Origin of the sequence: Streptomyces sp. NPDC060209 (assembly GCF_042728155.1) — a bacterium.
Taxonomy (GTDB): domain Bacteria; phylum Actinomycetota; class Actinomycetes; order Streptomycetales; family Streptomycetaceae; genus Streptomyces.
Map to the genome: position 1 here is coordinate 1 of NZ_JBHWZS010000153.1, position 19,558 is coordinate 19,558.

General features: G+C 71.1%; 18 protein-coding genes. 8 read left to right on the top strand and 10 right to left on the bottom strand.

Annotated elements, in window-relative coordinates; genetic code table 11:
* From ACFWFI_RS25750 to ACFWFI_RS25765, 4 genes are all read right to left on the bottom strand, one after another.
* The coding region (locus tag ACFWFI_RS25750; RefSeq protein ID WP_387394478.1) for a biotin/lipoyl-containing protein at positions 1–323 on the bottom strand (323 nt) is incomplete at its 3' end.
* A 56-nt stretch (positions 324–379) separates the two neighbouring features.
* Positions 380–1,768, bottom strand: coding sequence for a dihydrolipoyl dehydrogenase (lpdA, locus tag ACFWFI_RS25755; protein ID WP_384066497.1), 1,389 nt, complete (start codon positions 1,766–1,768; stop codon positions 380–382).
* 341 nt (positions 1,769–2,109) lie between these two features.
* Positions 2,110–3,666: a leucyl aminopeptidase gene (locus ACFWFI_RS25760; protein WP_387394480.1), complete on the bottom strand. Its 1,557-nt coding sequence runs from the start codon at positions 3,664–3,666 to the stop codon at positions 2,110–2,112.
* A 168-nt stretch (positions 3,667–3,834) separates the two neighbouring features.
* A complete protein-coding gene (locus ACFWFI_RS25765) occupies positions 3,835–4,623 on the bottom strand; it encodes an adenosylcobinamide-GDP ribazoletransferase (RefSeq protein WP_387394482.1) in 789 nt (262 codons plus the stop codon).
* A gap of 88 nt (positions 4,624–4,711) precedes the next feature.
* On the opposite strand from ACFWFI_RS25765, the gene ACFWFI_RS25770 reads away from it, so the two are divergent.
* Complete coding sequence (locus tag ACFWFI_RS25770) at positions 4,712–5,488, top strand: hypothetical protein (RefSeq protein ID WP_387394483.1); 777 nt, start codon at positions 4,712–4,714, stop codon at positions 5,486–5,488.
* Between the two features lie 34 nt (positions 5,489–5,522).
* Here the strand turns inward: ACFWFI_RS25770 and cobT are convergent, their stop codons facing one another.
* Both cobT and ACFWFI_RS25780 read right to left on the bottom strand, forming a co-directional pair.
* Complete coding sequence (cobT, locus tag ACFWFI_RS25775; RefSeq protein ID WP_387394485.1) at positions 5,523–6,626, bottom strand: nicotinate-nucleotide--dimethylbenzimidazole phosphoribosyltransferase; 1,104 nt, start codon at positions 6,624–6,626, stop codon at positions 5,523–5,525.
* Between the two features lie 113 nt (positions 6,627–6,739).
* Positions 6,740–7,942: a bifunctional adenosylcobinamide kinase/adenosylcobinamide-phosphate guanylyltransferase gene (locus ACFWFI_RS25780; RefSeq protein ID WP_387394487.1), complete on the bottom strand. Its 1,203-nt coding sequence runs from the start codon at positions 7,940–7,942 to the stop codon at positions 6,740–6,742.
* A gap of 86 nt (positions 7,943–8,028) precedes the next feature.
* On the opposite strand from ACFWFI_RS25780, the gene ACFWFI_RS25785 reads away from it, so the two are divergent.
* Positions 8,029–8,232, top strand: coding sequence for a hypothetical protein (locus ACFWFI_RS25785; protein WP_387394489.1), 204 nt, complete (start codon positions 8,029–8,031; stop codon positions 8,230–8,232).
* Between the two features lie 77 nt (positions 8,233–8,309).
* On the opposite strand, the gene ACFWFI_RS25790 is transcribed toward ACFWFI_RS25785, so the two are convergent.
* The 3 genes from ACFWFI_RS25790 to ACFWFI_RS25800 all read right to left on the bottom strand — a co-directional run bounded on the left by ACFWFI_RS25790 (position 8,310) and on the right by ACFWFI_RS25800 (position 10,851).
* Positions 8,310–9,383 carry a S1C family serine protease gene (locus ACFWFI_RS25790; protein WP_387394491.1) on the bottom strand — a complete coding sequence of 358 codons (1,074 nt, stop codon included), beginning with the start codon at positions 9,381–9,383 and terminating at the stop codon, positions 8,310–8,312.
* Positions 9,384–9,457: 74 nt separating this feature from the next.
* Positions 9,458–10,225 (bottom strand): class I SAM-dependent methyltransferase, encoded by a 768-nt coding sequence (locus tag ACFWFI_RS25795; RefSeq protein ID WP_387394493.1) that lies wholly within the window; start codon positions 10,223–10,225, stop codon positions 9,458–9,460.
* A 26-nt stretch (positions 10,226–10,251) separates the two neighbouring features.
* A complete protein-coding gene (locus ACFWFI_RS25800; RefSeq protein ID WP_387394495.1) occupies positions 10,252–10,851 on the bottom strand; it encodes a DUF3043 domain-containing protein in 600 nt (199 codons plus the stop codon).
* A 296-nt stretch (positions 10,852–11,147) separates the two neighbouring features.
* On the opposite strand from ACFWFI_RS25800, the gene ACFWFI_RS25805 reads away from it, so the two are divergent.
* The 5 genes from ACFWFI_RS25805 to ACFWFI_RS25825 all read left to right on the top strand — a co-directional run bounded on the left by ACFWFI_RS25805 (position 11,148) and on the right by ACFWFI_RS25825 (position 17,678).
* Complete coding sequence (locus tag ACFWFI_RS25805) at positions 11,148–11,930, top strand: PspA/IM30 family protein (RefSeq protein ID WP_387394497.1); 783 nt, start codon at positions 11,148–11,150, stop codon at positions 11,928–11,930.
* 10 nt (positions 11,931–11,940) lie between these two features.
* Positions 11,941–12,219 (top strand): PspA-associated protein PspAA, encoded by a 279-nt coding sequence (locus tag ACFWFI_RS25810; RefSeq protein WP_033299956.1) that lies wholly within the window; start codon positions 11,941–11,943, stop codon positions 12,217–12,219.
* Between the two features lie 144 nt (positions 12,220–12,363).
* Complete coding sequence (locus tag ACFWFI_RS25815; protein WP_387394499.1) at positions 12,364–13,629, top strand: sensor histidine kinase; 1,266 nt, start codon at positions 12,364–12,366, stop codon at positions 13,627–13,629.
* Positions 13,626–14,315, top strand: coding sequence for a response regulator (locus tag ACFWFI_RS25820; protein WP_387394501.1), 690 nt, complete (start codon positions 13,626–13,628; stop codon positions 14,313–14,315). Before ACFWFI_RS25815 ends, ACFWFI_RS25820 begins: the two co-directional genes overlap by 4 nt.
* A 207-nt stretch (positions 14,316–14,522) precedes the next feature.
* Positions 14,523–17,678: an efflux RND transporter permease subunit gene (locus ACFWFI_RS25825; RefSeq protein ID WP_387394503.1), complete on the top strand. Its 3,156-nt coding sequence runs from the start codon at positions 14,523–14,525 to the stop codon at positions 17,676–17,678.
* Between the two features lie 106 nt (positions 17,679–17,784).
* Here ACFWFI_RS25825 and nadA read toward each other — a convergent pair whose 3' ends face one another.
* A complete protein-coding gene (gene nadA / locus ACFWFI_RS25830) occupies positions 17,785–18,972 on the bottom strand; it encodes a quinolinate synthase NadA (RefSeq protein WP_387394505.1) in 1,188 nt (395 codons plus the stop codon).
* Between the two features lie 220 nt (positions 18,973–19,192).
* Here nadA and ACFWFI_RS25835 point away from each other — a divergent pair, with 220 nt between their 5' ends.
* A complete protein-coding gene (locus ACFWFI_RS25835) occupies positions 19,193–19,549 on the top strand; it encodes a HesB/IscA family protein (protein ID WP_056784314.1) in 357 nt (118 codons plus the stop codon).
* Positions 19,550–19,558 lie beyond the last annotated feature (9 nt).

A 19,558-nucleotide genomic window follows, 5' to 3' on the forward strand; every position in this document is an offset into this window, starting at 1 on the left:
GCGACGGGCGCCGGGGCCTCCTCGGCCGGAGCCGGGGCGGCCTCCGGCTCGGCGGCCGGAGCCGCAGCGGCGGCGGGTGCGCCCGAACCGTCGTCGATGACGGCCAGCTCGGCGCCGACCTCGACGGTCTCGTCCTCGGCGACCTTGATGGACGACAGCACGCCGGAGGCGGGCGCCGGAATCTCGGTGTCGACCTTGTCGGTCGAGACCTCGAGCAGCGGCTCGTCGGCCTCGACGCGCTCGCCCTCGGCCTTCAGCCAACGGGTGACAGTGCCCTCGGTGACGCTCTCGCCGAGCGCCGGAAGGGTTACGGAAACCGACATGGTTTCAGTTGCTCCTTACGAAAGTGCGGAAGTGGTCGGTCGTCCCCGGGACTGGATCAGTCGTGGGAGTGGAGAGGCTTGCCGGCCAGGGCCAGGTGGGCCTCGCCCATCGCCTCGTTCTGAGTCGGGTGGGCGTGGATGAGCTGCGCGACCTCGGCCGGCAGCGCCTCCCAGTTGTAGATCAGCTGGGCTTCGCCGACCTGCTCGCCCATACGGTCACCGACCATGTGGACGCCGACCACGGCACCGTCCTTGACCTGGACGAGCTTGATCTCGCCCGCGGTCTTCAGGATCTTGCTCTTGCCGTTGCCCGCGAGGTTGTACTTGAGGGCGACGACCTTGTCCGCACCGTAGATCTCCTTGGCCTTGGCCTCGGTGATGCCGACGGAGGCGACCTCGGGGTGGCAGTACGTCACCTTCGGCACGCCGTCGTAGTCGACCGGCACGGTCTTGAGGCCGGCGAGTCGCTCCGCCACCAGGATGCCCTCGGCGAAGCCGACGTGGGCGAGCTGGAGGGTCGGGACCAGGTCACCGACGGCCGAGATCGTCGGGACGTTGGTCTGCATGTACTCGTCGACGAGGACGTAGCCGCGGTCCATCGCGACGCCGGCCTCCTCGTAACCCAGACCCTGCGAGACGGGGCCGCGGCCGATCGCGACCAGCAGCAACTCCGCCTCGAAGGTCTTGCCGTCGGCGAGGGAGACCTTCACGCCGTCCTGCGTGTACTCGGCCTTGTCGAAGAAGGTGCCGAGGTTGAACTTGATGCCGCGCTTGCGGAACGCGCGTTCAAGAAGCTTGGAGCTGTTCTCGTCCTCGACCGGGACCAGGTGCTTCAGGCCCTCGACGATCGTGACGTCGGTGCCGAAGGACTTCCACGCCGAGGCGAACTCGACGCCGATGACGCCGCCGCCCAGGACGATCGCGGACTTGGGCACGCGGTCCAGCTTCAGCGCGTGGTCCGAGGAGATGATGCGGTTGCCGTCGATCTCCAGGCCGGGCAGCGACTTCGGCACGGAGCCGGTCGCCAGGAGCACGTGGCGGCCCTGGACGCGCTGGCCGTTGACGTCCACCGAGGTGGGCGACGAGAGCCGGCCCTCACCCTCGATGTAGTGCACCTTGCGCGAGGCGATGAGACCCTGCAGGCCCTTGTACAGGCCCGAGATCACGTCGTCCTTGTACTTGTGGACGGCCGCCATGTCGATGCCCTCGAAGGTGGCCTTCACGCCGAACTGCTCGGCCTCGCGGGCCTGGTCGGCGATCTCACCGGCGTGCAGCAGCGCCTTCGTGGGAATGCAGCCGTTGTGCAGGCAGGTGCCGCCGACCTTGCCCTTCTCGATCAGTGCGACGTCCAGGCCCAGCTGAGCCCCGCGCAGGGCCGCGGCATAACCGCCGCTACCACCGCCGAGGATCACTAGGTCGAAAACGGTGCTGGCGTCGTTCGCCACGTCACGTCCTCCATGCATGTGCGCCGTATGCCGGGCCCCGTCGCTGGGGTGTGACCGGCCGGTCGGCTGGTGTTCGGCCGCTTGCGTTATTCGGCCCTGTGGTGGGGGCCCTGTCCTGCCGAGAACCCATCTTCGCACTTGTTGAGGGCGGACGGGACGCGGGCCCCTGCTCCGAGCCGGACGAAGATCCGGTCCGGAGGGTTACCGATGCGTACAGATTTCCGGAAAAATGGCGGTCGGAGCCTGGGGAACGCCCACGGCCCCGGACGTATGCCCGGGGCCGTCTGCGCCGCAGGCGAACCTCGCGCGCGGGGTCCGCGCGCGGACGCCGGCTCCGGAACTCAGCCGAGGTCGCCGGCCGCGGTGCGCTCCGCGAGCCGCACCAGGGTGCGGACCGCGGATCCGGTGCCGCCCTTGGGGGTGTAGCCGTACGGCGCGCCCTCGTGGAAGGCCGGACCCGCGATGTCCAGGTGCGCCCAGGCGATGCCCTCGCCCACGAACTCCTGCAGGAACAGACCGGCCACCAGGCCGCCACCCATCCGCTCACCCATGTTGGCGATGTCGGCGGTCGGGGAGTCCATGCCCTTGCGCAGGTCGGCGGGGAGCGGCATCGGCCAGGAGGCCTCGCCGACCTCCTCGGCGATCTCGTGGATCGACGTACGGAACGCGTCGTCGTTGGCCATGACACCGAAGGTGCGGTTGCCGAGCGCCAGGACCATCGCGCCCGTCAGGGTCGCCACGTCGACGATCGCGTCCGGCGTCTCCTCGGAGGCGCGGGTCAGCGCGTCGGCGAGGACAAGTCGGCCCTCGGCGTCGGTGTTGAGGACCTCGACGGTCTTGCCGCTGTACATGCGCAGCACGTCACCGGGGCGGGTGGCGTTGCCGGACGGCATGTTCTCGGCGAGGGCCAGCCAGCCGGTGACGTTGACCTGGAGGCCGAGGCGGGAGGCCGAGACGACGGCGGCGAACACGGCGGCGGCACCCGCCATGTCGCACTTCATCGTCTCGTTGTGCCCGGCCGGCTTCAGCGAGATGCCGCCCGAGTCGTAGGTGATGCCCTTGCCGACCAGGGCGAGCGTCTTCTCCGCCTTGGGGTGGGTGTAGGACAGCTTGACCAGGCGCGGGCCGTGCGTGGAGCCCTGGCCGACGCCGAGCAGACCGCCGAAGCCGCCCTTGACGAGCGCCTTCTCGTCCAGGACCTGCACCTTGATGCCGTGCTCCTTGCCGGCGGCGGTGGCCACGGCGGCGAAGGACTCGGGGTACAGGTCGTTCGGCGGGGTGTTGACCAGGTCGCGGGCGCGGTTGATCTCCTCGGCCACCGCGACGGCGCGCTCGGCGGCCGCCTTGAACGCCTTGTCACGCGGCTTGGCACCGAGCAGGGCGACCTCGCCGAGCGGGAGCTTCGCGTCCTTGCCGGACTTGGCGCCCTTCGGGGCGAGCTTGTTCTCGCCGCCCTGGTAGGCGGTGAAGGCGTACGCACCCAGCAGGGCGCCCTCCGCGACGGCCCCGGCGTCCTCGACGGACTCCATCGGCAGTGCGAAACCGGCCTTCTTCGAACCCTTCAGCGCACGCGCGGCGGTGCCCGCCGCGCGGCGCAGTGCCTCGGCGTCGTACGCGTCGTCCTTCGCCGGGACCGGACCGAGCCCGACCGCGATGACGACCGGGACCTTGAGGCCGGACGGGGCGGGGAGCTTGGTCACTTCGCCCTCGGCACCTGAGGCGCCCAGGGTCTCCAGGACGGTGGCGAGCTTTCCGTCGAACGCCTTGTCCACGGCCTCGGCGCCCGGTGCCACGACCAGGCCCCCAGCCTTGGATCCAGCGCCCTTGGCGACGCCGACGACGAGTGCGTCGGCGCGCAGCGTCGCCGCACCTGAGGTGCTGAGAGTGAGAGCTGTCACGGTGGTGAATTCTCGCTTCCGTTGAGTTGTGTACCGGTCGAGGGGTGGGCCGACCGTGCCCGGCGCATCGTAGACGCCGCCGCAATGTGCCGGGAATGAGCCTACGCGCGCCCTTGCTTCCGGTTCACGGGGGCGGGGCCGTCGGGGGAGCGGAGGGGTGGGCACCCCCTAGCCCGGCGACAACGACAGCGCCAGCAGGGCCACCGTGGCGGCCGTCTCCTCCAGCGCGCCGAACACGTCGCCGGTCACCCCGTCGAAGCGCCGCACGCAGTGACGCAGCATCACGTGCGCGGCCGCGAGGCCGGCCAGGGCGGCGAGGGCGTGGTGCAGGGCGGCGCCGTATCCGCCGAGCAGAGCGCCGGCCGCCGCGCAGCACGCGACCACCACGCAGGCCACGGCCGCCGCACCCCGGGGCGGGACCGTCCCCGCCACCGCCGCGCCCAGGCCCTCCGGCCGGGCGGGCGGGACGCCGCGGCGCGAGGCCAGCGTGAGCGCGAGCCGCGCCGTGACGGCGGCGGCGACCGTGCCCAGCGCGCCGTCGGCCCAGCCACGGCCGTACAGCTCGAAGAGCGCCGCGACCTGAGCCAGCAGCACGAACAGGAGGGTGATCACACCGAACGGGCCGATGTCCGACTGCTTCATGATCCGCAACGCGTCCTCGGCCGGCTTGGCGCTGCCGAGCCCGTCGGCGGTGTCCGCGAGCCCGTCCAGGTGCAGCCCACGGGTCAGCGCGGCGGGAAGCGCGGCGGAGGCGACCGCCGCCACCAGGGGGCCCGACCCGCCGAGCAGGAGCAGTACTCCGGGGACGGCCGCGAGCAGCCCCACGGCGAGTCCGGCGAGCGGGGCGCACAGCATGCCGGCCCGGGCGGTCACGCGGTCCCAGCGGGAGACGCGGACAGGGAGCGCGGTCAGGGTGCCGAAGGCGAATCGCAGGCCATGGCTGTTCAGGGAGGTCACCGCGCGCAGGCTAGCCGGTGCGGCAGCACGCCAGATCGGGCAAAGTGACCCAAAATGCCGCAGAGGTGGGTCTCAGGGTGGAGGTGGCATGGGTCACTGGTTCCAGCAGAACATCGTCGAGCCGGGCAAGCTCCCGCTGCTGCTCGCCCTGAGCGCCTTCGTGCTGACCTTCGCCATCACCCGGATGATCACCCGGATGATCAGGGCCGGGAAGGGTCCGTTCCGCAACTTCACGCCCGGCGGTGTGCACGTCCACCACGTGGTGCCCGGCGTCGTGCTCTCGGTGGTCGGAGGCTTCGGCGCGGTCGCGAGCGGTCAACATGGCGCGGCCGCCGGGATCTTCGCGGTCGTCTTCGCGGTGGGGGCCGGCCTCGTCCTCGACGAGTTCGCGCTGATCCTCCACCTCGACGACGTCTACTGGACCGAGGAGGGCCGCCAGAGCGTGGAGGTCGTCGTCCTCACCGCCTCGCTCGTCCTGCTCGTGCTCGCCGGATTCTCGCCGCTCGGCGTGGACGAGCTCAGCGGCGAGCAGCAGCAGAACAGGCTGGGCGTCGTCCTGACCTACCTCGTCAACTTCGGCTTCGTGCTGATCGCCCTGTTCAAGGGCAAGGCCCGTATGGCGGTGATCGGCACCCTCATCCCGTTCATCGCGCTGATCGGAGCGCTCCGCCTGGCCAGGCCCGCCTCGCTGTGGGCGAAGCGCTTCTACCGCAGGCGCCACCGGGCCCGCGCCAGGGCGGTGCTGAGGGCGTATCACCACGATGTCCGCTGGGCGGGGCCGCGACGCCGCTTCCAGGACCTGATCGGCGGTGCCCCGGACAGGAACCCGTTGCCGGGCCCCCGCCCAGGGGACGGCGGAACCTGAGGCCCCGCTCACCCGGCGACGGTGTCCGAGGCGCTCAGGCGGTCGTCTCCGCGGGCTCCGAGTCTGCCGACGGCTCCTCGGATTCCTCCTCGGCCGGCTCCTGCGCGCGCTCGGGCAGCTCAGCCGCCAGGGCGGCCGCGGCCTGGACGAGCGGCAGCGCAAGCAGGGCGCCGCTGCCCTCGCCCACCGTCACCCCGTGATCCAGCAGCGGTGTCAGGGCCATCCGGTCCAGTGCCTTCGCCTGCGCGGGCTCACCGCTCACCTGACCGGCGAGCCACCAGTCCGGTGCCCGGAAGGCCGCCCGCTGGGCCACCAGCGCACAGGCCGCCGAGACCACCCCGTCCAGCACCACGGGCATCCGGCGCACCGCGCTCTGCAGCAGGAATCCCGTCATGGCCGCCAGGTCCGCACCGCCGACGGCGGCCAGCAGTTCCAGCTGGTCACCGAGGACCGGCCGGGCCCGACGCAGCGCGTCCCGGATCGCCGCGCACTTGCGCATCCACGCCAGGTCGTCGATGCCCGCACCGCCGCGCCCGGTCACCACCGAGGCGTCCGTGCCGCACAGGGCGGCGATCAGTGTCGAGGCCGCCGTCGTGCCGCCGACGCTCAGATCACCCAGCACCACCAGATCCGTGCCGGAGTCGGCCTCCTCGTCGGCGATGCGCATCCCGAGCCGTACGGCCTGCTCGGCCTCCTCGGCCGTCAGCGCGTCCTCGACGTCGATCCGGCCGCTGCCGCGCCGGACCCGGTGGCGTACGACGGCGTCGGGCAGCAGGTCCGGATCACAGTCCAGACCGGCGTCCACGATCCGTACCGGGACGGAGAAGCGGCGGGCCAGCACGGCGACGGGGCTCGCACCGTCCAGGGCCGCGCGGACGAGCTCGTGCGCGGTACCGGCGGCCCGGCCGGAGACCTCCAGCTCCGCCACCCCGTGGTCACCGGCGAACAGCACGACGCGCGGCCGCTCGATCGCCTTGACGGGCACCGACTGCTGGGCGGCCGACAGCCACTCACCCAGCTCGTCGAGCCGGCCGAGCGCGCCGACGGGAACGGTGAACCGCTCCCGGCGTTCCTCGGCATCACGCCGTACGCCTCCGTCGGGGCGTTCGATCAGGTCGGAGAAGTCGTCCAGATTCACGGGGGTCTGCCTCGCGGGTCGGCGCTAAGTGGGCCGGAACCCGCCGGGGGGCTCCTGCCCGGAACAGTACCCGGCGCTCCCTTCCGCACTCCGGCCCCGCACCCGCCCCCGGCTCAGCCCCGCAGCACCAGCGCCTGCCCCGCCACCACCAGCAGCACCTGCTCGCACTCGGCGGCGAACGAGGCGTTCAGACGGCCCAGTTCGTCCCGGAAGCGCCGTCCGGAGGCCGTCGCCGGGACCACGCCCGAGCCGGTCTCGTTGGTCACGGCGACGACCGTACGACGTGTCCCGCGCACCGCGCGGACCAGCTCGGAGACCCGTTCGCGGAGCTTCTCCTCCCCGCCGTCCGCCCACCGGCCGTCGTCCCACGCCTCGACCCGGTCCATCGCGTCCGTCAGCCACAGCGACAGGCAGTCGATCAGAAGCGGCGGGCCGTCCTCCTCCAGCAGACCCGCCAGCTCGCAGGTCTCCTCGGTGCGCCAGGCGGCAGGCCTGCGCTCCCGGTGCAGCCCGATCCGGGCCTCCCACTCCGTGTCTCCCTCGCGGCGGCCGCCCGTCGCCACGTACACCACCTCGGGGAAGGTCTCCAGGCGCTGTTCGGCCTCCACCGACTTCCCCGACCGGGCCCCGCCCGTGATCAGCGTGCGCCGGGGCACCTCCGGCACCGCGTGGTACGCCCCCACCGGCAGCGTCGTCCCGTCCGGCACGGCCCGTGCCCCGCCGGCCGTGAGACGGCGGTCCAACTCGGCCCCGGGCGGCGCGTCGTGGTCCAGATGGACGGCGATCACCTCGGTGTTCGGCCCGACGGCCTCGACGGCCCGCAGCCTGGCCACGGCGTCCGGCCGTGCGATCACATCGCACACGACCATGTCGTAGGGCTCCGCCACCGGGGCGGCCAGACCGGCGGGGGAGGCCCCTGGCGGCAGGTAGAGCAGACGCTCACCCTCCGGCGACGTCACCTCGTACCCCGTGCCCGGCGAGTCCATCGCCACCGCCCGGACCCGGTGCCCGCTGATCAGCGTCAGCTCCTGACCGTCCGGGACACGCCCCGCGGGCGGGAGCGAGGCGGGCAGCTCCACCGCGGGCCCGTCATGGGGGTGGGTCAGCAGCACCTGCCGTACGGCGGCGAGCGAGCGGCCCGCGCGGGCGGCGGCGAACACGGCGCCCGGCGTGAGATCCAGCAGCAGCGCGTCGTCCACGAGCAGCGCGGTCGCGGCGCGCGCCCCGGTACCGCGGGAGGAGGCGCAGACGGCGCAGGGGCAGTCGGGCCGCGGCAGCCCGTCGGGGGCTCCGGTGCCGAGCAGTGTCAGTTCCACGCTCTGATCCTCCCGTGTCCATGAACCACCTGCGCGCCCGGGACACCCACTAGTCTTCGGGGAGCAACGTGACCCAGGAGGCGGACATGGCGTGGACGTGGCGGTTCGAGAAGTCCGACGGTACGGAGACGGAGCCGGCGCTGCAGCCGGAGGAGTTCACGACTCAGGGCGACGCGGAGTCCTGGATCGGTGAGTTCTGGAAGGAGCTCCTCGAAGGCGGCGCGGAACAGGTGACGCTCTTCGAGGACGCGACGAAGATCTACGGTCCGATGAGCCTCCAGGCCGACTGAGGCCCGCGGTCCCGCCCGGGCCCCGGCGTCCGGGCGGGCCCCCTGCCTCCGGGTGGCCATGCGCCCCTGACCGGCTCTCAGATCTCGCCCAGGGTGACCTCGGCGGTCTTCGCCGAGTCCCCCCGCTTGAACGTCACCTTGACCTTCTGGCCCGGCTTGTCGTCGGCCAGGGCCTCCGAGAGCGAGGTGATCGTCGTGACCCGGGCGTCGCCGATCCGGGTGATGATGTCCCCGACGCGCAGGCCCGCCTTCTCCGCGGCCCCGCCCTTGCGGACGCTGACGATCGCGACACCGGCGGGCCGGTATTCGTCGTCGACGACGGTGCGCCCCGTGATGTTCAGCGCGGCCCGGCCCGAGTCGGTGACCTTGCCGGACTTGATGATCTGGTCGGCCACCGTCCGCACCATGGAGACGGGGATGGCGAACCCGATCCCGGGCGCCGCGGAGTCACCCAGCTGAGGGTCCGTCGCCGCCAGGGTCGGGATGCCGATCACCTCGCTGTCGAGGTTCACCAGGGCGCCTCCGCTGTTGCCCGGGTTGATCGCCGCCGAGGTCTGCACCATGTCGGCGAGCGTCGCTCCGGTGCCGCCGCCCGAGCTGCTCTCGCTGACGGTCCGCCCCACGGCCGAGACGATCCCCTGGGTGACGCTGCTGGACAGGCCGAGCGGCGAGCCCATCGCCAGGACGATCTGCCCCACCTCGACCTCGTCGGTGTCCCCGAACTCAGCGGCCCGCAGCCCGTCCGGCACGTCGTCGAGCTTGATGACGGCCAGGTCCTGCTCCGGGTAGGAGGAGACGAGGGAGGCCTTGAGCACCTTCTCACCGGTGGCGACACTGACGTCGAAGGTCTTCTCGCTGCCCACGACATGGGCGTTCGTGACGATGTGGCCCTTGCCGTCGTAGACGATGCCCGAGCCGAGCCCGTCCCCGGCTCCGACCTGCACGACGGAGGGCAGGACGTCCCTGATGACGGACTGGTACCGGTCCTCCAGATCGCCCGTGGCCCGCGAAACCACCGCCTGCCGGGCGGGGGCGGCGGACGGGGCGGGTCCCGGTCCGGCGCAGCCGGCCGCCAGGGCAGCCGCGCAGGCACCGGCGGCCAGGGGCGTGAGCGAGCGGCGTACCCGGCTGCGGGAAGGGGTTGCGTCCATTCCCGGAGTATCGCCAGGGCCCGCCGCCGACGGCCTGCGCTGGTGGGCCGATCAGGCGTACGGCCGCAGCCGTGTCAGCCGCGTACGCCGCACAGGTGCAGCAGCGCGGCGACCCCACGGTACGGATCGGTCCGCCCCGCACGGTCCTCGGCTGCGAACACCCGCTCCAGCTCCTCGGGGCCGGGCAGCTCGTCCTCGTTGCTCACGTTGTCCGTGAAGACCCGCACGCCGTACCAGGCGTGCAGCGGGGCGGCGATACCGGCGAGGGTGGCCCGCAGTACCTCGAGCCGGTCCGCCCGGACGCCGAGGCCGAGCCTGTTCGTGTACGTATCCGTGTCGAACGCCGCGAGAGCCGCGCCGAAGTCGCCGGCCGTCCCCGGTCGCATCGCCAGCGCGTCCGCGTTCCGCACGAGCAGCGAGAGCAGCCCGCCGGGGGCCAGCATCCGGGCCAGGCCGGCCAGCAGCGGATCCGGCTCGGGGACGTACATCAGCACGCCGTGGCAGAGCACCACGTCGAAGCTGCCGGGCAGGAAGTGCACCCCGGTGTCACGGCCGTCGCCCTCGATGAGCCGCACCCGCTCCCGGATGCCCTCGGGCTCGCCCGCCAGGGAGTCCCGCGCGGACCGCAGCATGTCCGCGTCGGACTCGAGGCCCGTCACGGAGTGCCCGGCCCGCGCCAGGCGCAATGCCTGCGTGCCCTGGCCCATGCCGACGTCGAGCACCCGCAGCCGCTGCCCCACGGGGAAGCGCGCGGCTATCTGCTCGTCGAGTTGCCGGGCGACGAGCTCCTGGCGGACCGTGTTGCGCAGTCCGCCGAGCCCGCTCAGCCACTGGGAGGACACCCCCGTGAAACCGGAGGTCTCCGTGCTCAGGGCCGCTCTCCCCGCTTGACCTGCGGCTTGGGCAGACGGAGCCGGCGCATCTGGAGCGTACGCATCAGGCCGTAGGCCACCGCGCCGCGCTTCGGGGTGTCCGGGAAGCGCTGGGCGAGCTGCTTCTTGAGACGGAACCCGAGGCCGATGGAGTCGACGACGATCAGCACGATCACGCCGAGCCAGAGCAGCAGCGAGATGTTCTGGATGTTCTGGACCTGGATCACGCTGAGGATCAGGATGATCACTGCGAGCGGAAGGAAGTACTCCGCGATGCAGAAGCGCGAGTCCACGAAGTCACGGACGTAGCGCCGCACAGGGCCCTTGTCACGCACCGGCAGATAGCGCTCGTCGCCCGACGCGAGCGCCTCCCGCTGCCGGGCCATGTCCGCCCGGCGCGCCTCGCGCTGGCGCTTCGCGGCCTCCTTGCGATCGGTCGGCGCGCCGCTGGAGGCTCGCCGGCGCTGCGTCTGGGCCTCGCTGCGCTTTGGGGTGGGGCGACCCTTGGGAGCCTGAGGGTCGCGGGGCTGCTTGGAGAGGTCCGCCGTCACCTTGTCGGTGGGGGCCTTCTCTTCCTTGGAACGGCTACGGAACACAAAACCCAAGGGTACGGGGTCGGCCGGGACTACCGGGGACCGGCTGGGAACGATCCGGCAACGGCCTGCGTCCTGAAAAGTGTCCCGACAGGGGCAGAACGGACGTTGCCGACGTCATCCCTGATGTTCGTCTACTCCCTGCGCGGGAGCGGTAACCGGCGGCAGTCGTCCTTGCGGAGGAGCACATCCGTGCTCGAACAGTGCGGTAATGGAGACAGGGCCCGTACTGTGGGTTCTGTTGGAGTGCTGGAGCTCAGTCCGTCAGAAGGGGGCGCGCGAAGCCCATGAGCGGTGTCATGAAGCGTATGGGAATGATCTTCCGCGCGAAGGCAAACAAGGCCCTTGACCGGGCCGAGGATCCGCGCGAGACCCTCGATTACTCGTACCAGAAGCAGCTCGAGCTGCTTCAGAAGGTACGCCGCGGCGTCGCCGATGTGGCGACCTCGCGCAAGCGGCTGGAACTGCAGCTGAACCAGTTGCAGGGACAGTCGTCCAAGCTGGAGGACCAGGGGCGCAAGGCGCTCGCGCTCGGCCGCGAGGACCTGGCCCGCGAGGCGCTGTCGAGGCGCGCCGCCCTCCAGCAGCAGGTCACGGACCTGGAGACGCAGCACCAGACGTTGCAGGGCGAGGAGGAGAAGCTCACTCTCGCGGCCCAGCGTCTGCAGGCCAAGGTCGATGCCTTCCGGACGAAGAAGGAGACCATCAAGGCCACCTACACCGCGGCCCAGGCCCAGACCCGGATCGGTGAGGCCTTCTCCGGCATCTCCGAGGAGATGGGCGACGTCGGCCTGGCGATCCAGCGGGCCGAGGACAAGACCCAGCAGCTCCAGGCACGTGCGGGAGCCATCGACGAACTGCTGGCCTCCGGGGCTCTCGACGACTCGTCCGGCACGGCGAAGGACGACATCGCCGCCGAGCTGGACCGGATCTCGGGTGGTACGGATGTAGAACTGGAACTGCAGCGCATGAAGGCCGAGCTGGCCGGCGGTTCCGCCGGGCAGCAGCAGGCCATCGAGGGCGGCGCCGAGGACGCGGCACCGCAGTCGCAGCAGTCCCCGCACAAGTTCGACAAGCAGTGAGGGCGGCGTCATGATCGTACGGATCATGGGGGAGGGCCAGGTCGTACTGGCCGACAGTCATGTCGCCGAGCTGAACAAGCTCGACGACATACTCCTCGCGGAGATGGAGAGCGGTGACGGACCCGGCTTCCGCACCACGCTCCACGCGCTCCTGGACAAGGTGCGCGAGCTCGGCTCGCCGCTCCCGGACGACTCCCTGGAGCCGTCCGAACTGATCCTTCCGGCACCTGACGCCACTCTCGAAGAGGTGCGCTCCATGCTCCGCGACGACGGGCTGATCCCCGGCTGACCGGGGCCGCCCGCTCCGCACTCCTCACGGTGCCCCGCCCCGGTCCGGCCGGCGCGGGGCACCGTGCTGCGCGCACCGTGCCGTGACGGCGTCCGGACACCGTTCGGACCGCCCCGTCGACGTCACGCCGTACCGTTGCTCGACGTGACCACCCTCGGAACCGGGTTCGTGCGCCCCCGCCGCTGGCTGCGCGGCCATCCCCTCGCCTTCGACCGGGGGCTGGCCGCGGCCGTGCTCGCCTGCATGATCTGCGCGTCGTTCGCCGAGCCGAACCCGGGCCACGGGCCTGTCTTCGGCGCCCGTCCTCCCGAGCTGTCCAGCGTGCTGCTGATGGTGCTCGCCGCCGGATCGCTCGTACTGCGCCGGCGCAGGCCCATGGCGGTACTCGTCGTGACGGGGCTGCTGTCCGCCGTCGAGTTCGCCCTGATGGATCCGCCGGCCCCCGTCGTGATGAGCGCGGTCATCGCGTTGTTCACCGTCGCGTCCCGCACCGACCGCCCCACCACCTGGCGGGCCGGCCTGCTGACCATGGCGGTGCTCACCATGACGGCGATGGTGGCCGGCACGACTCCCTGGTACAGCCAGGAGAACGTCGGCGTGCTCGCCTGGACGGGGCTGGCCTGCGCGGCCGGGGACGCGGTGCGCAGCAGGCGCGCGTTCATCGACGCGATCAGGGAACGGGCCGAACGCGCGGAGCGCACCCGCGAGGAGGAGGCCCGTCGCAGGGTCGCCGAGGAGCGCCTGCGGATCGCCAGGGACCTGCACGACGTCGTCGCCCACCACATCGCCCTGGTCAACGTCCAGGCCGGGGTCGCCGCCCACGTCATGGACAAGCGCCCCGACCAGGCGAAGGAGGCGCTCGCCCACGTACGGGAGGCCAGCCGCTCCGCGCTGAACGAGCTGCGGGCCACGGTCGGGCTGCTGCGTCAGTCCGGCGACCCGGAGGCGCCCACGGAACCCGCCCCGGGGCTCGCCGTCCTCGACGCGCTCGTCGACACCTTCCGCAACGCAGGCCTCCCCGTCGAGGTGGCCTGCACCGACCCGGACAACCCGCTGCCCGCGGCGGTCGACCTCGCGGCCTACCGGATCATCCAGGAGGCCCTGACCAACGTGCGCAAGCACGCGGGCCCCGACGCGAAGGCCGAGGTGAGTGTCGTGCGGGTCGGGGGGACCGCCGAGGTCACCGTGCTGGACAACGGCACAGGAACGGATCCCCGGCCAGCGCCCGCCGACGGCGGCAGGCACGGCCTGATCGGCATGCGCGAGCGCGTCACAGCCCTCGGAGGCACCCTCACGGCGGGACCCCGTTACGGGGGCGGATTCAGGGTCCATGCGATCCTGCCCGTCACGTCCCGCACACGCGCGCCGGAGCGGCCGGGCGCGACGGGGACGACGGGGGGATGCGCATGACGCCCATCAAGGTGCTGCTCGCCGACGACCAGGCACTGCTGCGCAGTGCGTTCCGGGTGCTGGTGGACTCCGAGCCCGACATGCAGGTCGTCGGCGAGGCCGCCGACGGCGCGGAGGCCGTGACACTGGCCCGTTCGACCCGCGCCGACGTCGTGCTGATGGACATCCGGATGCCGGGCACCGACGGACTCACCGCCACCCGGATGATCAGCGCGGACCCGGACCTCGCGGGCGTACGGATCGTCATGCTCACCACCTTCGAGGTGGACGAGTACGTCGTGCAGTCCCTGCGCGCCGGTGCGTCCGGATTCCTGGGCAAGGGCGCGGAACCGGACGAACTGCTCAACGCCATCCGTGTCGCCGCGGCCGGTGAGGCACTGCTCTCCCCGGTCGCGACCAAGGGCCTCATCGCCAGCTTCCTCGCCCAGGCAGGCACCGCCGGGGAGGGGCCGGACGGAGCGGAGTACTCCGAGCGGCTCGCCGCGCTCACGGGGCGCGAGCGCGAGGTGCTCGTCCAGGTCGCGGGCGGGCACTCCAACGACCAGATCGCCGACCGGCTCGTCGTCAGCCCTCTCACCGTGAAGACCCATGTGAACCGGGCCATGGCGAAACTGGGCGCGCGGGACCGGGCGCAATTGGTCGTCATTGCCTACGAATCGGGCCTGGTACGCCCCAGGGTGGAGTGAGGGTGTAGACCCGGCTACTCCAGCTGCGGTATGCGCGGGATAAGAAAGCAACCCGGGGGCCGACGTTTTCCTTCACGGACCCGGCGATCGTATAGATGGGCGGGCTGTGTCCCCCTGTGATCACCGAGGTGAGCACGAAGTGAGCGCCGAAGCGAGCACCGAGCAGCCGCCCACCTGCCGCGTAAGCCACAGAAGAGAGACCCACCCATGTCCTGGCTGTCCAGATTCAGCCTCGCGCAACGGGCCCTGATCGGACTGATCTCGATCGTCGCGCTCGTGTTCGGAGCGATCGCGATCCCGCAGCTCAAGCAGCAGCTGCTGCCCACCATCGAACTCCCGATGGTGTCGGTGCTGGCGCCCTACCAGGGTGCGTCTCCCGACGTGGTCGAGAAGCAGGTCGTCGAGCCCCTCGAGAACTCCATCAAGACCGTCGACGGCGTCGAGGGCATCACCTCGACCGCCAGCGAGGGCAACGCCGTCATCATGGCGACCTTCGACTTCGGTGACGAGGGCACGAAGCAGCTCGTCGCCGACATCCAGCAGGCCGTGAACCGCGCCCGCATCCAGCTGCCGGACGACGTGGACCCGCAGGTCGTCGCCGGTTCGACGGACGACATCCCGACCGTCGTCCTCGCCGTCACCTCCGACAAGGACCAGCAGGCGCTGGCCGACCAGCTCGACCGCACGGTCGTCCCGGCGCTGGAGGACATCGAGGGCGTCGGCCAGGTGACGGTCGACGGCGTCCAGGACCTCCAGGTCTCGGTCGTCCCCGACGACAGGAAGCTCGCCGCGGCAGGCATGAACGCCGGCTCGCTGGCCCAGGCACTCCAGGCGGGCGGCGCCACCGTGCCGGCCGGATCCTTCTCCGAGTCGGGCAAGAGCCGCACCATCCAGGTGGGCGGCTCCTTCACCTCGCTCCAGCAGATCGAGGACCTGAAGGTCTCAGCGGCGAACCCGGCGACCGGCGAGGCCGGCAAGCCCGTCCGCGTCGGTGACGTCGCCACGGTGAAGCAGGAGCCCGCCGCCGCGGTCTCCATCACCCGCACGAACGGCAAGCCGAGCCTCGCCGTCATGGCGACGATGGACAAGGACGGCAGCGCCGTCGCCATCTCGGACGCCGTCCAGGACAAGCTCCCGGACCTGCGCAAGGACCTCGGCGCCGGCGCCGAGCTGACCGTCGTCTCCGACCAGGGCCCCGCCGTCTCCAAGGCGATCTCCGGCCTGACCACCGAGGGCGCGCTCGGCCTGCTGTTCGCGGTCGTCGTGATCCTGGTGTTCCTCGCGTCGATCCGCTCGACGCTGGTCACCGCGGTCTCCATCCCGCTCTCCGTGGTCCTCGCGCTGATCGTGCTCTGGACCCGTGACCTGTCGCTGAACATGCTGACCCTCGGCGCGCTGACGATCGCGATCGGCCGAGTCGTCGACGACTCCATCGTGGTCCTGGAGAACATCAAGCGGCACCTCGGCTACGGCGAGGAGCGCCATTCGGCGATCACCACCGCGGTCAAGGAGGTGGCCGGCGCGGTCACCTCGTCCACGCTCACCACCGTCGCCGTGTTCCTGCCCATCGGTCTGGTCGGCGGCATGGTCGGCCAGCTCTTCGGCTCGTTCTCCCTCACCGTCACGGCCGCTCTGCTGGCCTCCCTGCTGGTCTCGCTGACCGTGGTCCCGGTCCTCTCGTTCTGGTTCCTGCGGGCACCCAAGGGGACCGACACGGACCCGGACGAGGCACGCCGCAAGGCCGAGGAGAAGGAAGCGGCCAGCCGGCTCCAGCGGATCTACGTCCCGGTGCTGCGCTTCGCGACCCGGCGTCGTATCACCAGCATCGTCATCGCCTTCGTGGTCCTGTTCGGCACCTTCGGCATGGCACCGCTGCTGAAGACGAACTTCTTCGACCAGGGTGAGCAGGAAGTCCTCTCCATCAAGCAGGAGCTGACTCCCGGTACCAGCCTGGCCGCGGCCGACGAGGCCGCGCAGAAGGTCGAGAAGGTCCTCGCCGCCGACAAGGGTGTCGAGGACTACCAGGTCACGGTCGGATCCTCCGGCTTCATGGCGGCCTTCGGCGGCGGTACGGGCGCCAACCAGGCCTCCTACCAAATCACCCTCAAGGACTCGGCGGACTTCGACGCCACCCAGGACCGGATCGACGAGGCCCTGGGCAAGCTCGACGGCATCGGCGACACCACGATCGCCGCGGGCGACGGCTTCGGCAGCCAGGACCTCAGCGTCGTGGTCAAGGCCGCCGACGCGGACGTCCTGAAGAAGGCCTCCGAGGCGGTGCGCGGTGAGGTCGCCAAGCTCAAGGACGTCACCGATGTCCAGAGCGACCTGGCGCAGAGCGTCCCCCGCATCTCGGTCAAGGCCAACGACAAGGCGGCCGACGCCGGATTCAACGAGACCACCCTCGGCGCGGCGGTCGCCGGCGCGGTGCGCGGCACCCCGTCCGGCAAGGCGATCATGGACGACAGCGAGCGTGACGTCCTGGTCAAGTCCGCGAAGCCGGCCACCACGATGGCCGAGCTGAAGGCCCTCCAGCTCGGCCCGGTCAAGCTCGGCGACATCGCCAGCGTCGAGCTGGTCCCCGGCCCGGTCTCGATGACCCGGATCGACGGCCAGCGCGCGGCGACGATCACTGCCAAGCCGACCGGCGACAACACGGGCGCGGTCAGCACCTCGCTCCAGACGAAGATCGACGCCCTGGACCTCCCGGAGGGCGCCACCGCGAGCATCGGCGGTGTCTCCCAGGACCAGAACGACGCCTTCATCAAGCTGGGCCTGGCCATGCTGGCGGCCATCGCGATCGTCTTCATGCTGCTGGTGGCCACCTTCCGGTCGCTCATCCAGCCGCTGATCCTGCTGGTCTCCATCCCGTTCGCGGCGACGGGCGCCATCGGCCTCCTGATCGTCACCGGCACCCCGATGGGCGTCCCGGCGATGATCGGCATGCTGATGCTGATCGGCATCGTGGTGACCAACGCGATCGTGCTGATCGACCTGATCAACCAGTACAGGGCGCAGGGCATGGGTGTCGTCGAGGCAGTCGTCGAGGGAGGCCGCCACCGTCTGCGTCCCATCCTGATGACGGCACTGGCGACGATCTTCGCCCTGCTCCCGATGGCGCTCGGCGTCACGGGTGAGGGCGGCTTCATCTCACAGCCGCTGGCGGTCGTGGTGATCGGCGGTCTGATCACCTCCACGCTGCTGACCCTGCTCCTGGTGCCGACGCTCTACGCGATGGTCGAGCTCCGCAAGGAGCGCCGCGCGAAGAAGAAGGCGGCCAAGCGCGAGTCGAAGTCCGGCGCGAGCGCCCCGGAGACGACGGAGGAAGCCACCTCCGAGGAGCCGGAGCCCGCGAAGGCCTGACAGCTGCCCGCAGCCACCACAGGAAGGCCCCCGATGCCGCACAACGGCATCGGGGGCCTTTTCCCGCGAGAACGCCGGCCCGCCGGGCGGACAGGCCCCGCCACCCCTACGGCAGCGCCAGCATCCGCTCCAGCGCCAGCTTCGCGAACTTCTCGGTCTCCGCGTCGACCTGGATCCGGTTGACCAGGTTCCCCTCGGCCAGGGACTCCAGCGTCCACACCAGGTGCGGCAGGTCGATGCGGTTCATCGTCGAACAGAAGCAGACCGTCTTGTCGAGGAAGACGACCTCCTTGTCCTCGGCCGCGAACCGCTTCGCGAGCCGGCTCACCAGGTTCAGCTCCGTACCGATCGCCCACTTCGAACCGGCCGGGGCCGCCTCGAGGGCCTTGATGATGTACTCGGTCGAGCCCACGTGGTCCGCGGCCGCCACGACCTCGTGCTTGCACTCCGGGTGGACCAGCACGTTGACACCCGGGATGCGCTCCCGCACATCGTTGACGGACTCCACCGAGAAGCGCCCGTGCACCGAGCAGTGCCCGCGCCACAGGATCATCTTCGCGTTCCGCAGCTCCTCGGCGGTGAGGCCGCCGTTCGGCTTGTGCGGGTTGTAGAGGACGCAGTCCTCCAGGGTCATCCCCATGTCCCGGACGGCCGTGTTGCGCCCCAGGTGCTGGTCCGGCAGGAAGAGGACCTTCTCGCCCTGCTCGAAGGCCCACTCCAGCGCCCGCTTCGCGTTGGACGAGGTGCAGATCGTCCCGCCGTGCCGGCCGGTGAAGGCCTTGATGTCGGCGGAGGAGTTCATGTACGAGACCGGCACGACCTGCTCGGCGACCCCCGCCTCCGTCAGCACGTCCCAGCACTCGGCGACCTGCTCGGCGGTGGCCATGTCCGCCATCGAGCAGCCGGCGGCCAGGTCCGGCAGGACGACCTTCTGGTCGTCGCCCGTCAGGATGTCCGCGGACTCGGCCATGAAGTGCACGCCGCAGAAGACGATGTACTCCGCCTCGGGCCGCGCCGCCGCGTCCCGGGCGAGCTTGAAGGAGTCGCCGGTGACGTCCGCGAACTGGATGACCTCGTCGCGCTGGTAGTGGTGGCCGAGGACGAAGACCTTGTCCCCGAGCTTCTCCTTGGCGGCACGTGCCCGCTCCACCAGGTCCGGGTCGGACGGGGAGGGCAGGTCGCCCGGGCATTCGACCCCGCGCTCGCTCCGCGGGTCGGCCTCGCGGCCGAGCAGCAGAAGGGCGAGGGGCGTCGGCTGGACATCCAGGGGCTGGGCGGTGGTCACGACACGCACCCTTTCTTTTCTGCGAAAAGCCTTTTCGTCTAATTGACGCTATCTATCATAACCGCTTCGTGTCAGCTTGACGATGCCCATAGCGTCGATGTGACGCATCCCCCGGCGCATGCGGTGTGCGAGCATGAAGGGAACAGACACGCGCCTGGCCCGGAATGAATCCGCGGCCCCGATGGTTGGACCGTCGGCAAGCAGTCCGTACAACCCGGGAGAGAAGCAGATGTCCGTATCGGACGAGACCACCACCGTGAGCGACGGCATCCTCCTGTCCGACGCCGCCGCAGACAAGGTCAGGACCCTGCTGGAGCAGGAGGGCCGGGACGACCTCGCGCTGCGCGTCGCCGTTCAGCCCGGAGGCTGCTCGGGCCTGCGGTATCAGCTCTTCTTCGACGAGCGCTCGCTCGACGGGGACGTGGTGAAGGACTTCGGCGGCGTCAAGGTCGTCACCGACCGGATGAGCGCCCCGTACCTGGGCGGCGCCTCCGTCGACTTCGTGGACACCATCGAGAAGCAGGGCTTCACGATCGACAACCCGAACGCCACGGGCTCCTGCGCCTGCGGTGACTCCTTCAGCTGAACCCTGAGT

What these genes read in the sequence shown, in the direction of transcription:
- ACFWFI_RS25785 (WP_387394489.1), top strand. Translation starts at nt 8,029, where the DNA reads ATGGCGTGGACGTGGCGGTTCGAGAAGTCCGACGGTACGGAGACGGAG.
- ACFWFI_RS25790 (WP_387394491.1), bottom strand. Translation starts at nt 9,383, where the DNA reads ATGGACGCAACCCCTTCCCGCAGCCGGGTACGCCGCTCGCTCACGCCC.
- ACFWFI_RS25810 (WP_033299956.1), top strand. Translation starts at nt 11,941, where the DNA reads ATGATCGTACGGATCATGGGGGAGGGCCAGGTCGTACTGGCCGACAGT.
- ACFWFI_RS25770 (WP_387394483.1), top strand. Translation starts at nt 4,712, where the DNA reads ATGGGTCACTGGTTCCAGCAGAACATCGTCGAGCCGGGCAAGCTCCCG.
- ACFWFI_RS25820 (WP_387394501.1), top strand. Translation starts at nt 13,626, where the DNA reads ATGACGCCCATCAAGGTGCTGCTCGCCGACGACCAGGCACTGCTGCGC.
- ACFWFI_RS25805 (WP_387394497.1), top strand. Translation starts at nt 11,148, where the DNA reads ATGAAGCGTATGGGAATGATCTTCCGCGCGAAGGCAAACAAGGCCCTT.
- ACFWFI_RS25835 (WP_056784314.1), top strand. Translation starts at nt 19,193, where the DNA reads ATGTCCGTATCGGACGAGACCACCACCGTGAGCGACGGCATCCTCCTG.
- ACFWFI_RS25825 (WP_387394503.1), top strand. Translation starts at nt 14,523, where the DNA reads ATGTCCTGGCTGTCCAGATTCAGCCTCGCGCAACGGGCCCTGATCGGA.